General features: G+C 68.4%; 8 protein-coding genes. 4 read left to right on the plus strand and 4 right to left on the minus strand.

What is annotated here, in order from left to right; all coding sequences use genetic code 11:
- The first annotated feature begins 240 nt into the window (after nt 1-240).
- The 3 genes from KEG38_RS02110 (at nt 241) to KEG38_RS02120 (ending at nt 6,726) form a co-directional block, all read left to right on the plus strand.
- On the plus strand, nt 241-1,512 hold the full coding sequence (locus KEG38_RS02110; protein WP_272417271.1) for a vWA domain-containing protein: 1,272 nt from the start codon (nt 241-243) through the stop codon (nt 1,510-1,512).
- Nucleotides 1,513-1,577: 65 nt separating this feature from the next.
- On the plus strand, nt 1,578-4,142 hold the full coding sequence (locus KEG38_RS02115) for an RCC1 domain-containing protein (RefSeq protein ID WP_272417272.1): 2,565 nt from the start codon (nt 1,578-1,580) through the stop codon (nt 4,140-4,142).
- Between the two features lie 25 nt (nt 4,143-4,167).
- Nucleotides 4,168-6,726, plus strand: a complete 2,559-nt coding sequence (locus KEG38_RS02120; protein ID WP_272417273.1) for an RCC1 domain-containing protein — start codon at nt 4,168-4,170, stop codon at nt 6,724-6,726.
- 58 nt (nt 6,727-6,784) lie between these two features.
- Here the strand turns inward: KEG38_RS02120 and KEG38_RS02125 are convergent, their stop codons facing one another.
- Genes KEG38_RS02125 through KEG38_RS02135 form a run of 3 tightly spaced genes read right to left on the minus strand, consistent with a single transcriptional unit; the run spans nt 6,785 to nt 10,621 of the window.
- Complete coding sequence (locus tag KEG38_RS02125) at nt 6,785-8,236, minus strand: DUF1501 domain-containing protein (protein ID WP_272417274.1); 1,452 nt, start codon at nt 8,234-8,236, stop codon at nt 6,785-6,787.
- Between the two features lie 13 nt (nt 8,237-8,249).
- Nucleotides 8,250-8,966 carry a hypothetical protein gene (locus KEG38_RS02130; RefSeq protein ID WP_272417275.1) on the minus strand — a complete coding sequence of 239 codons (717 nt, stop codon included), beginning with the start codon at nt 8,964-8,966 and terminating at the stop codon, nt 8,250-8,252.
- A complete protein-coding gene (locus KEG38_RS02135; RefSeq protein ID WP_272417276.1) occupies nt 8,963-10,621 on the minus strand; it encodes a hypothetical protein in 1,659 nt (552 codons plus the stop codon). The genes KEG38_RS02130 and KEG38_RS02135 overlap by 4 nt, the downstream gene beginning before the upstream one ends.
- Nucleotides 10,622-10,819: 198 nt before the next feature.
- On the opposite strand from KEG38_RS02135, the gene KEG38_RS02140 reads away from it, so the two are divergent.
- On the plus strand, nt 10,820-12,076 hold the full coding sequence (locus KEG38_RS02140; protein WP_272417277.1) for a hypothetical protein: 1,257 nt from the start codon (nt 10,820-10,822) through the stop codon (nt 12,074-12,076).
- Nucleotides 12,077-12,082: 6 nt separating this feature from the next.
- Here the strand turns inward: KEG38_RS02140 and KEG38_RS02145 are convergent, their stop codons facing one another.
- A complete protein-coding gene (locus tag KEG38_RS02145) occupies nt 12,083-12,928 on the minus strand; it encodes a hypothetical protein (protein ID WP_272417278.1) in 846 nt (281 codons plus the stop codon).
- Nucleotides 12,929-12,934 lie beyond the last annotated feature (6 nt).

Consider the following 12,934-nt stretch of genomic DNA (forward strand, 5'->3'; position numbering starts at 1 on the left):
GCTACCGGCGCCGCGGGGCGAGGGCCAAGTCTTCTACGCGCCTCGCCGGCGGGGCTACGCGCCTCGCCAACCGAGCGACGCGCTGCGCCAGCGGGGCGGCGGGGGTGCTCGCCACGGACATTTGCGACGACATTGACGAACGCGTGCCGGGGCCGCGTCGATTTTGTGACGTGTCCCGCTCGCCGGGCTTGACGTCACGCCCGCTCGGCTGTTCCGATCCGCCGCTCGGAGGGCAGAGGCATGCGAAACGGGTGGTTTTCTTCGGGCGTCTCGAGGGTCGTTTGCGCGGCGGCGCTGTCCGGCGCGCTGATTGCAGCCTGCTCGGCGACGGGCGGCAACACCGAATTCGGCGATTCGAGCAGTGAGAATGGCTCCGGCGCGGGCAACCCCGGAGGCAATGGTGGCAATGGCGGCGACGGCGGCGGCTTCATCCCCGGCGCCGGCGGCAACGGCAATCAGGGCTCGGGCGGCGACGATAGCTGCGCGGCCACGAAGAACAAGGCCGAGCAGGTCCCGCTCGACATGTACATCATGTTCGACCAATCCGGCTCGATGAGCGACAGCGCGGGCAACACCTCGAAGTGGAACGCCACGAAGAACGCGCTCAAGGCGTTCGTCGAGCAGCCCTCGGCCGCGGGGATCGGCGTCGGCATCCAGTACTTCCCGCAATCGAGCGGCGTCATGTGCCCCCTCGTCCCCTTCTGCGCCACGGACGCCGAGTGCGGACCTGCCGCTTGTGGCCCCTGCACCGTGCCCTTGCCCGGCTTCCCGGGCGTCTGCGAGGGCATCGGCGGCGATTCGTGCAAAGCTGCCGATTACGCCAAGCCCGACGTACCGATCGCCCCGCTTCCGGCGGTCGGCACGACGCTCATCACCTCGATGGACAACCACTCCCCGGGCGGCGGCACCCCGACCTCCGCGGCGCTCGAGGGCGCGGTCGATTATGCCAAGCAATGGGCAACCCAGAACCCGACGCACACGGTCATCGTCGTGCTCGCGACCGACGGCGAGCCGGCCGGGTGCAACGACGACCTCGCCTACATCAACGGCATCGCGGCAAGCGCGCTCGCCGGTGTCCCGAGCATCAAGACGTTCGTCATCGGCGTCGGCAACCTCGCGGGCGCGCTGAATGGCATTGCCGCGGCGGGTGGGACCGGGTCGGCGTTCATCGTCGACGCGAACCAGGACGCGACCGACAAGTTCATCCAGGCGATGAACGAGATTCGCGGCGCCGCGCTCTCTTGCTCGTACCTCATCCCGCAACCTCCGCCGGGCGAGGACATCGATTACAACGCGATCAACGTCGAGTACACGCCGGAGTCGGGCATCTCGGTCATCATTCCGCAGGTGAAATCGGCGGCCGATTGCCCCGCAGCGGGGCTCGCCTGGTACTACGACGTGCCCGGCGCGCCGAAGCAGATCATCCTCTGCGACGCGACGTGCTCGCAGGTCGCGAAGGACACCAAGGCCGAGATCGACGTCCTCGTCGGCTGCGCAACCATCGTGAAGTGAGAATGTCACGGAATCGAGGGTTGACAGTCGTCCCGCTTGCTTCGTAGCATCCGAAAATAGCGGAGATGCATCGAAGAGCGCGCGCTTTCTTTCCTTTCCTGTGGACAACCATCGTCCTCGCCGGGTGCTCCGGCGGGGGCGCGGAAGGCACGCCTTCGGGCACCGGCGGCTCCGGCGGCGCGGGCGGCGACGTGTCGTCGTCGACGGGCGGCGCAGGCGGCGCCGGAGGGCAGGGCGGCGCGGGCGGCGCGATGTGCGGGCCCTGCGGCGACCATGCGAGCTGCGACGCGAGCGGCGCCTGCGTTTGCGACCCGGGCTTCGTGAACGACGGCGGCGATTGCGTGGATCTCGACGAGTGCACCGAGCAGCTCGACGATTGTCATCCGACCGCCGCCTGCACGAATACCGTGGGCTCGTTCACCTGCGCTTGCCCGCCGGGCACCGTGGGGGATCCGAAGACCGGCTGCGAGGAGCGGTTCGTCGAGATCACCGCGGCGGCGTATCACACCTGCGCGCGCCGCATGGATAACTCGATCTTCTGCTTCGGCGCCGGCGGCGGCGGCAGGCTCGGCAATGGCCTCGGCGCGAACCAACCGGCGCCCGTGCAGGCCGGCGCGGCGGACAACTGGATCCGCGTCGTCGCGGGCTCGGCCCATACCTGCGGGATCAAGAAAACCGGCACGCTCTGGTGCTGGGGTACGAACAATTTCGGCCAGCTCGGGCTCGGATACACCGACAACCAGACGCTCCCGGCGTGGCTGTCGCTCGAACGCACGTTCTCGAGCGTCGCCGCGGGCGACAACCATAGCTGCGCCGTGGAGAGCGACGGCGGGCTCTTCTGCTTCGGCCGCAACCAGGCGGGCCAGCTCGGGCTCGGCAATCTCGACAACAAGCTCGAACTCTCGCCCGTGAGCCTCGATCCGCTCGCGGCGACGCCGGACAAGGACTGGAAAGAGGTCTTTGCCGGCCGCGACACGACGTGCGCGACGAAGCAGGACGGGCGGCTTTATTGCTGGGGGCAAAACAACGAGCTGCAGGTTTCGAAAGTCGGCGGCGGCTCCGTAACCGCGCCGTTCCTCGTGGAGACGGCGCCGATGGCGGCGGACGCCGACTGGGCGACGGCCTCGATCGGCTTCACCACGTGCGCCGTGAAGAAGGACGGGCGGCTTTATTGCTGGGGCCGCGGGAACGAGGGCCAACTTGGGACGCCGCTCGGGCCGGCGACGGCGGCGCCGGTGGCGATCGGCGCGGGCAAGACCTGGAAGCGGGTGCGTGCCAATGCCTACCACATCTGCGCGCTCGACGATCAGAACGCCCTCCATTGCTGGGGCCGGAACCAGGCCGCGCAGATCTCGGGCGAGGCGCCAGGCTGGGTGACCGCGCCGATCGACGTCGCGCCGGGAACGAAATGGCTCGATTTCGCGGTCGGCGTCGTGCACAGCGGCGGCGTCACCTCGGACGGCCGCGTGCTCACCTGGGGCTCGCGCATCTTCGGTCAGCTCGGCGACGGCGCGATGAGCCTCTGGCCCGCGATTGCCAACATCGGCGCGGACACGACCCATACGAACGTCGTTTCGTATGGCGAATCGGCTTGCGCCTCGAGCGGGGCCGGCGAGCTTCAATGCTGGGGCAACAACGAGAGCGGCCAGCTCGGCTTCGGGGACAACAAGACCCGCGCTGAGCCGGCCAAGGTCAATTTCGAGGCCGCCGCGAAGGTCGCCCTCGGCCGCCAGCACACGTGCATGATCACGGCCACGGGCAAGCTCGCTTGTTCGGGCCGCAATGTGCAGGGCCAGCTTGGCCGGGGGACGAACACCCCGGCGACCACGTTCGCCGAGATCCTGAAGACGGGCAAACCCTACGAAGCGCTCCAGTGGAAGGAGATCGCCGCGGGCGAGGAGCATAACTGCGCCATCGCCACGAACGGGACGCTCTGGTGCTGGGGGCGCACGAACGAGGGACAGATTGGCCTGAAAAACCCGACCCTCGGCAATCTGATCCAGCTCGAGCTCGTCGCGGGCGAGGCGCCGCCCACCGATTGGGTGAGCGTGGCGGCCGGCCAGTTCCACACCTGCGCGACCCGGGCCACGGGCACGCTGTATTGCTGGGGCCGGAACGTGGAAGGCCAGATCGGCAATGGAGCGCCGGCGGCCGGCAAGACCGCGCCGTATTCGCTGGGCGACGACTGGAAGGGGCCCGTGACGGCCGGCATCAACCATACCTGCGCGATCAAGAAGGACGGCACGCTCTGGTGCTGGGGCCGGAACGCGAACAACCAGATCGGCGACAACACGAACGTCGACCGGCCGTCCCCTGTGAAGATCGGCGCGGCCACGGATTGGACCTTCGTCATCGCCGCCAACGCATCGACGTGCGCGGGCAAGGTGGGCGGTGGATTGCAATGCTGGGGCGCGAACAACGTCGGCCAGCTCGGGCTCGGGGACACGGGCCAGCGCAAGGTGCCGACCGCGCTCTCCGGGGCGTTCGTCGCGGCGACCCTCGGCTTCAACCATGGCTGCGGCGTCACGCAGGCCGGAAATCTCGCGTGCTGGGGGTCGGGGGAAATCGGTCAAAATGCGCGCGGCGACGGGCTCGCGTTCGCGCCCGTTCCCATTGCGGCGTCCTATTGAGTTGAGCTGAAGGAGATCGGTTTCGATGTTGCGAGGCGCAAGGGCTCGGGCGTGGTTCGTCCTCGTGTCGCTCGCCGCCGCCGCGTGCGGGGGCGGCGGCGGAGCCGCAGGCGGGAACGGCGGAGGCGGAAGCGGCGGCAATGGCGGGAGCGGCGGCAATGGCGGGAGCGGCGGCGACCCGTTCGCGGTCAACGAATGCGCGCTCGGCCTCGACGACTGCGCGCCCGACGCCGAATGCGTCGACACCCCCGGCTATTTCACCTGCACTTGCAAGCCCGGGTACGAGGGCGACGGCAAGACGTGCGTGGACGTCGACGAATGCACGACGCTCCTTCACGACTGCGACACGAACGCGACGTGCTCGAACACGCCGGGCGGGTTCGATTGCGCGTGCCCCGCGGGCTTCTCGGGCGACGGCAAGACCTGCGACGCGAAGTACAAGTCCGTGTCGGCAGGGCAATACCACGCCTGCGCGATCCGCACCGACAAGACCCTGCATTGCTGGGGCCTCAACACGAGCGGGCAGGTCGGCACCGGCACGTCGGACCAGGTCTTTTTGCGCCCCGTGCCCGCCTCTGGCGCGGCGAACTGGGTCTCCGTGAGCGCGGGCGGCGCGTTCACCTGCGCGCTCGACGAGAACAAGCGCATCTCGTGCTTCGGCTCGGGGAGCGTCGGCCAGATCGGCGACGGCCTCGGCGTCGCGCAATCGACGCCCGCCATCGGCGCGGGCGGCTACGAGGACTGGATCGCCTTGAGCGCCGGCTCGACGCATGCGTGCGGCATTCGCACGGGCGGCGCGCTTTATTGCTGGGGCCAGAACAACCGCGGCCAGATCGGCGACAACACCACGACGAACGCGCTCTCGCCCGTGCTCGTCGACGCGGGCCCCTGGTCGATGGTCTCGGCGGGGACCGAGTTCACTTGCGGCGTCAAGGCGAACGGGACGCTTCATTGCTGGGGCTTCAACAATGCCCGCCAGCTCGGCGACGGCACGAACGCCGGGCAGCGGCTCGTGCCCACGCAGGAGTTCACGGTCGCCACCGACTGGGCGAGCGTGTCGACGGGCAATGCGTTCACCTGCGGCACGAAGACCGACGGGACGCGCCATTGCTGGGGCACGAACTCCTTGGGGCAGGTCGGCGACGGCTTGCTCGCGACCGTCGTCACGCCGAAGGCCGCGGACATGGCCACGGATTGGTCTGCGAACCTGGACGTCGGTGACCTCGCCGGCTGCGCCCAGAAAAAGAGCGGCGAGCTTCATTGCTGGGGTGATGGCAGCGTCGGACAAACCGGCCAGCCGGACAACGAGGGGCCCACGCTGACCCCCTTGCCTGTCTCCAACATCAGCGACTGGGTCTCGTTCTCCAGCGGCCTGCGTTTCGCCTGCGGCGTACGGCAAACCGGCGATCTCCTCTGCTGGGGCTCGGCGAGCCGCGGCGCCCTCGGGGCGGGTTTTTCCGCGGACCGGACCGACGCCACACCCATCTCCGCCGATACCGACTGGGAGCGCGTCGACACGCAGCTCGACAATGGCTGCGCCATTCGCACCGGCGGAAAGCTCTTCTGCTGGGGCCGCAACGTCTACGGTCACCTCGGCGACGGCACGACGCGCACCCGCGTCACACCCGTGGAGATCGGCGCGGGCAAGATCTGGAAGCGCGTCACGCTCGGTCGCACACACACCTGCGGCATCGCGAGCGACGGCGGCGGCCCGGACATCCCGTATTGCTGGGGCCTCGACGGAAATGGCGAGCTCGGCAATGGGCCTACCGTGACGAGCCAGAACGTACCCACCGCCGTGAACTCCACCGTCGGCAACGATTCGCCCTGGGTCGAGATCGCGGCGGGGTACAACCACACCTGCGCCGTGCGCCAGGACAAGACCCTCTGGTGCTGGGGCCGCAATGCGAGCGGCCAGCTCGGCGACGCCTCGACGACGACCCGGCCCGATCCGAGGTGGATCGCTCAGGCCGAGCCCGCCGATTGGCTCGACGTCGTGGCGAGTGGCGATTTCACCTGCGGCCTCCGCGAGGGCGGCAACGTGTTTTGCTGGGGCGTGAACAGCCTCGGCCAGCTCGGCCAGGGCGACACAGTCTCGCCCGTGAACGTGCCGAAGGCCGTCCCGGGGACGTACACGGCGATCGACGCGGGCGCGAACCACACCTGCGGCGTGCGCCTCGACGGCAAGCTCTGGTGCTGGGGCCGTAACAACAACGGCGAGCTCGGCCTCGGCAATGCCGTCACGCCGATCGCCACGCCCACGCAGGTCGGCAATGCGACCGACTGGGCGCGGCCCTTCCTCGGCCAAGGATTGACCACCTGCGCGACGAAGAAAAACGGCGACCTCTATTGCTGGGGCGTCGGCTCCTTCGGCCAGCTCGCCCTCGGCAACCTGTCGAGCTTCAATGCGCCGCAAAAGATCCCGAGCCTCAGCCCGTGGAACGTCGTCTCCCTCGGCAACGAGCATACCTGCGGCATCGCGCAGGACGGCGTGCTCTCCTGCTGGGGCGCGGCGTATTACGGGCAGCTCGGCAGCGGCATGCCGTTCCTCTCGACGCCTACGCTCGTGCTCGATCCCATCTGAAATGAAAAAGGCCCCGCCCGGTCGTTCGCCGGGCGAGGCCTCTCTCACCGTCAGGCCATCAGGGGTTCTTGAGCATTGCCTTGATGAGCTTCGGATCCTGATTCGAGATGTGATCGTAGGGCAAACCCGCGGCCGTGAGGATGGTCGCGTGCACGTCCGACGGTTTCACGACCGTGCCCATCTCGTCGTCCGGCGCGCCGGTGTCGAGGTTGATCGGGCGCACGTCGTAGTTCGTGTCCTTCGTCGCGCCGATCGCGATGTTGCCCCGAATGCCCTTGCCCGCGACGAGGCAGGCCGACGCGAGGTGGTGATCACGTCCGCCCTGCGGGTTGATCCGGGGCGTGCGCGCGAACTCCGAGAAGCAGAGCAGCGTCGTCCGGTCCCAGTAGGGTTTGCCGTTGTTGTCGAGCGTGTTCTTCAGGTACGTGATGAGATCACTCACCGCGTCGAAGCCCGCCCGCTGCCGCGCCGGGTGGTTCGACGGCCAGTCGTCGTCGAAATGGGCGTCGGTGACGTTGACGAGCCTGAGGAGCACGACCTGCGAGATGCCATTCACGAGCGCCTGCGCCGCGAGCGCGGCCTGGCCCTTCGGCTGGCCCGCGAGTGTCGCTCCCGGGTTCGTCGGATTCACGCCGAACGTCTCGTAGAGCTTCGCGAGCTGGCTCGTCGCCGGCGGGTTCGGTTTGAAGTCGAAATGCTTCCAGAGCCCGCCGTTCGCCAGCGTCTGCGCCGAGCGCCACGCCGAGAGGTGCGTCGAGACCTGCCCGCCCCGAGCGTCGAGCTGCTGGTGCAGGCAATACTCGTCGTGGTGGAACTTGGAGGCCGCCTGCTCCACCTTGCCGTCGAGCGAGAGCGACGCATTGAGCGGCCGGAGCACCTGCAACATCTCGTTGTAGCTCGGCACCGAGAGGCCGCTCGCGAGCGGCGAAAGCCCCTCGTTGTACGTCTCCGCGCCGCCCGTGACGAGATTCGGAATCTCGTGATGCTCGAGCTGGCCCGAGGCCGCCGCCCACCACGTCTCCAGGGAGCTGCCGCTCGCGGCGAGGCCTCGCGGGAACTTGCCTGTGAGGAAATACCGCCGCCCGACCTCGTGCGTCAGCGTGCCCATGCTCATGCCACGCACGACGCAGAGATCCTTGGAATGCGCGGCCGCGAGCTTCGACATCGTCGGCCCGTAGGCGACGCTCGAGCCGACGGGCTTCACGAGGCCCGTGCCGCCCGTCTCGTCCTCGATGACCTTTTTCGTCGGGCCATCGGTGACGAGGTCGAAGCCCGTGTAAATGCCGCCCGCGAACTCGCCGTAATCGTGGTGGTTGCGCGGGTCGAGGCAATACAGCGTATCCCAGCCGCCCGCGAACTCGCACATCACGAGGAGCGGGGCGCTGTCCGGATCGACGTTGTCCGCGCGCGCGTGGCGCAGGCCGAGCAGGCCGTCGAGGAGGAGCGCGCCGCTCGCGGCGCCGAGCGCGCCGAGGAGCGTGCGTCGTGAAATCTGGCCTTTCTGGCTCATGGCGTGTTCCTCCTCAATCGTTGTGGAAAAGGGGAGACTCGAAGAGCGTGACGCACACGCCCCGCCATCCCTCGGCCGCTGCCGTGATTTCGCCGCCGTTCGGCGACGAGACGCTCGCCACGCCCGCGTCGTAGACCGCGCGCAGGTTCGTGACCATCGAATCGTCCGCCGCCACGCGCAGGCCGAGGAAGCGGAGCACGAGGTATTGCAGGTTCTCGTTCACCTGCGCGTCGGTCGCGGTCCCGTCCACGGGCGCCTTCGGGAAGAGCGCGCGTGAATCGCCCGAGCGCTTCATGTCGTTCTTGGCCATCTGCATGCAGATGTCGCGCGCCGCGTCCCCGACGAACTTGAGGTAGAGCGCGTTCGAGACCGTGCTCTCCTCGGTCGACGTTTGATAATCGGGCCGGCCGAGCGCCTTGCCGAATGCGAGGTCGCTGAACCCGTCCCGGGTATTGACACGCCAGAGGATCGGGGCGCCATAAATGTCATTGCCGGCGACCTTGCTCATGGCCGCCTGGAGCGTATCGATGCGCAGGCGCCGCACCCCGCGCGCGGGGCCGGGCAGCGTGCCGCCGCCGAGGTCCACGGGGGCATTCTCGGTTTCACCGTTCGCGGCGACCGCGGGCGCTTCCCACGGCTCCTGGGGATCGGCGGACGGCGCTTCTTTCGTGCACGCGGCCGCGGCGAGCGCGATGAGCGCGCAGAGGGAACTGAGGCGAGACGCGCTCATGGCAACCTCCGGTAGGCGGGCAGCTCGACGAGATCCCGGACCGCCTGACGAATGTCGTCGTGGACCCGGAACGCCGCGGCGATCTTGGCGAGCGCGTCGCCCTCGTAATCACTCGTCGTCGGATCGAGGTTCGGCTCGCGTTTCATGAGGTACGAGAAGAGGTGCTCGATGGCCACCTCGTGGAACCGACCGCTCTCGAGATCGGCCTTCACGAGCTCGGCTGGACCCGCCTCGAAATTCGGCTCGAGCTCCGGGTGCTCGTCGTCGGCGTATTGAAGCGCCTTCAACCTGTACGTCCGGAGATCGGGGTCCGTCTGGTCCGAGACCGGCACATAATAGCGGTCGCACCACCCCGCGTTTTGCGGCGCGGTGCCCTTGGCGCAGGCCTTGCGGGTCGGGTATTCGCGGGCGAAATCGTGCAGGGACATGCTCCCGGCCTCCGTGAATTGACCGAAGTGCGCGGCGAGCGGCTCCAGCGTCACGTGGCAGCTCCGGCAAACGCAGCGGCGGGTGAGGTCGTCGCCTTCTTTCTCGCAGTTCGTGTCCTTCGTGCTCGGCGGCTGGAAGTATTGCCCGAGGAACGCGATCCGGTAGCGATTCGCCCGTCCACGGTTCGTCTGGAAACGCAGCAGGAATGCGGGCAGCGTGATGAGGCCGGCGTGCGGCGCCTCGCGGTCCACCGCGACCCAGGTATCCACGTCCGTGAACGCGAGCTCCGGCAGCGGGCCGTCCGAGGGCTGGTGCTCGTTCTGGGTGCGCGAAAGCGTCTGCCGCTGCGCATGGTAGCGGAAGTAATGGGCGAGCGGACCATTGTAATGCACGCGCCTCGTCGTGAGCAGCCCGGAGTACGGCTGCGTGCCGTCCGTGTGCTCATCGACGAGACGGAGCACCTGCTCGCGCAGCGCCGCGAGCACGAGCGGCTGCACGATGCCGGCCGGCATGCAATAGCTGAGCTCCGGCCCGCAGCCGCAGGTCTTCGCCTTGCCCGTGGCCATCAGGTGATCACACGAATACGTCCCCGCGTCCGGATCCCCGGGCGGCAGGGTGTACGTCTCCGTCGCCTGGGCGTCGAACGCGCAGACCTTCACCTTTTTCGCCGGGTCGGCTTCCCAGAAGGGATGCACCTCGACCCAGCCCTCGGCGAACCACTCGCTCACGCCGTCGCTGCCCATGGATTCGGTTTTCGGCAATCCCGTCACGGGATCGTAACCGAGGGCGTCCTGGGGCTTGTTCTGGCAGGTATGCGTGCCGTCGCCGCCGCGATAAAGCGCGCTCTTCCCCGCCCCTGGGACGAAGTAGACCGGGCTCCCGTCGTAGTTGACGGTGTTCAGTGAAAAGTTCACGTCGGCGAGGGCGATGTTCGGGTTCGTCCAGAGCAGGCTCTCGTGATAACGGCGCATTTGCACGCGAAACGCGTCACTCGCGAGATACTCGTCGAGGAGCGCATCGGGTAGCTCGGAGAGCCCCGCGACCGCGTCGTACTCGGCGACGTCGGGCACGGTCCCACGCAGATCGATCGAGAGGCGTCGGAGCTGCCGTTCGATGGGCAACTCCCGGTGCAAGAAACATTGCTCTCCGTCTTCGGCGAGCGCCACGGAAGGCGCAGCCGCGAGGAGGGCGAAGCAGAGCGCTTGCCAGCGTCGTTTGCTCTTCATGATACAGCTCGGGGCAAAAGGAGGGGGGCACCGCGGGCGAGAGCGGGCCACCTTCCAGTGGAACCGAGCCATAACGTTTCGTCAACCATCTCTTGGGAGTGAGGACGAAATTTGTTATCCTGCCAGGTTGTGTTCGACTCCCCCCATCTACAGTTCCACCGAAGAATACCGCACAGGCGCCTTTCGAGCCTCATTGCGATGCTTGCCGTGATCACAACGGCGGCTTGCGGCGAGGCCCCCCCCACGAATGCCGGCCCCGAAGGCCCCCCCGAGCTCGCCATCGTGCACGGCGCGCCCGCGACGCCGAACGCCGAGCCCGAAAGCGCCACGTTCACGATCGAGGGATACTCGACCGCGATGGGCAGCCAGGGCGCGTTCGTCGCCGTGGGCACGACGACGGGTGTTTACGAGCTCGCAGCGGCGGGCCCGACGCTCCTGCCGATCGTCGGCGACGCGCCCGATCTCCCGAGCGAGACAGGCGCCGTGCGCGCGATGGCCGGTTATGAAAACGGCGTGCTCGTCGCGGCCGAGGGCGGCGTGTTCTTCACGCCGGGCGGTGTGCTCCAGCGATCGCTCGGCACCGCGGAGCTCGCGCCGCTCGGCATTCAGGCGATGCGCGCGCGTGTGGCCGACGACGACGGCGACGGGACGGCCGAGACGCACCTCGCCATTCGCGGCGAAAAAGGAGCCTATGAGCTCGGCGGCGGGGCGCTCGTGACCTGGACCGTGGAGGGCGAGGAGGGCGCGCCCACGGCCGTCCTCACGCAGAAGGAGCGCGTGTATCTCGCCTATGGCGAGCGCGTGTACGAAATCGACAAGGCGAGCGGCAAGGCGTATCCGCTCGTCTTCGACGTGGGGTTCGTCCGGGCCATGGCCTGCGGGAGCCTCGCGTGCGAGGACGGCTCGCTCGTGTATTTCGCCTCCGACGCGGGACTCGTCGAGCGCTCGCCGAGCGGCGAGTATTCGCTTTATCCGCTCGCCGCGGAAGGGGGATCGGCGGTCGGAATCGACGCATTCGCGCTCGACGCGAGCAAGCAACGGCTCTACGCGCTCGCGGGAAGCTGGGTCCTGCGCGTGCGCGCGGGCGAGGTGCCGGAGGTCGTGGCGACGCTCGGGCCGGCGGAGGCGCCGCGCTCGCTCGCCGTCGACAGGATTGGCGACGTGTATGCGGGCGAGGGGACGATGGCGCGCAAGCTCGCGCTCGGCACCCCGCTCTCGTTCCTCACGGACGTCAAGCCGATCATGCGCGAGTATTGCGCCGATTGCCATGGTTCGGGGACGCGCGGCGCGCCGAAGATCGATTTCGAGAACTACGATGTCGCGCTCGGCCTCGTCGATCGCGTAGTCGCGCGCGTGGCCGAGGACCGATCGATGCCGCCGCCGAACTACGAGAAGAAGCTGCCGGCGGACAAGATCGCGATCGTGAAGGAGTGGGCGATCACGAAGGCGCCTTGAGGCGGCTCACGGGCAATTCGCCCCGCAGGAGAGCGTTCCTCCGGGGCACGTGATCGGCGGCGTTCCGCCCGGGCACGTCACCTGGCAGCCGCCGGCGGGGCAATCGACCACGCACGTGGTCATGCATTCCACGATGCACCCGCCCCCGCCGCAGTGGAGGTCGCACGTGCCCTGGAGGCATTTCTGCGTGCAATTGCCGCCGGCACAGTCGAGCACGCACGTGGGCTGGGTGCACTCCTGCGTGCAGCCCCCGCCCGCGCAGGCCTGGTTGCAGGTGCCGCCGCTCTGCTTCGTGCAGGCCTGCGTGCAATGGCCGCCCGCCCCGCATTCGAGCCGGCAGGTGTCGCCCTCGCAGGTTTGCAGGCAATCCGTGTCGCACGACGCATCACAGAGGCCCGCCTTGCAGGACTGATCACACTGGCTTCCCGCGCAGACGAGCCCGCAGGACGGGCTCGTGCACGTCTGCGGACACCCGACGCTGCAATCGAGCGCGCATGTCTCGTCGCTCTCGCATGACTGCGTGCACCCGCCCGCGCTGCACCGCTCGCCGCAGACGTGGCTGTCGCAGCCCTGGGTGCACGACGCGAGGTCGCACGTCATCACGCACTGGCTGCCCGAGCAGAGCTGCGCGCAGCCGCCGGCGTTGCAGTCCATGCTGCAATCGAGCGTGTCCGAGCAGGTCTGATCGCACCTGCCCGTCTCGCAGGTGAACGTGCAGTCCTCGTTCGTCGCGCAGCTCTGCTCGCAGCCACCTCCTTCGAGGCAATCGAGGGTCGTCGAGCCCTCGGGAATGCAGGCCGCTCCGAGCGCGGAGACCCATCCGAAGAGTGTGATCGCCAGGAACGTCCGCATGATGAG

Origin of the sequence: Polyangium jinanense (assembly GCF_028435265.1) — a bacterium.
Taxonomy (GTDB): Bacteria; Myxococcota_A; Polyangia; order Polyangiales; family Polyangiaceae; genus Polyangium; species Polyangium jinanense.

What these genes read in the sequence shown, in the direction of transcription:
- KEG38_RS02110 (WP_272417271.1), top strand. Translation starts at nt 241, where the DNA reads ATGCGAAACGGGTGGTTTTCTTCGGGCGTCTCGAGGGTCGTTTGCGCG.
- KEG38_RS02115 (WP_272417272.1), top strand. Translation starts at nt 1,578, where the DNA reads ATGCATCGAAGAGCGCGCGCTTTCTTTCCTTTCCTGTGGACAACCATC.
- KEG38_RS02120 (WP_272417273.1), top strand. Translation starts at nt 4,168, where the DNA reads ATGTTGCGAGGCGCAAGGGCTCGGGCGTGGTTCGTCCTCGTGTCGCTC.
- KEG38_RS02125 (WP_272417274.1), bottom strand. Translation starts at nt 8,236, where the DNA reads ATGAGCCAGAAAGGCCAGATTTCACGACGCACGCTCCTCGGCGCGCTC.
- KEG38_RS02130 (WP_272417275.1), bottom strand. Translation starts at nt 8,966, where the DNA reads ATGAGCGCGTCTCGCCTCAGTTCCCTCTGCGCGCTCATCGCGCTCGCC.
- KEG38_RS02135 (WP_272417276.1), bottom strand. Translation starts at nt 10,621, where the DNA reads ATGAAGAGCAAACGACGCTGGCAAGCGCTCTGCTTCGCCCTCCTCGCG.
- KEG38_RS02140 (WP_272417277.1), top strand. Translation starts at nt 10,820, where the DNA reads ATGCTTGCCGTGATCACAACGGCGGCTTGCGGCGAGGCCCCCCCCACG.
- KEG38_RS02145 (WP_272417278.1), bottom strand. Translation starts at nt 12,928, where the DNA reads ATGCGGACGTTCCTGGCGATCACACTCTTCGGATGGGTCTCCGCGCTC.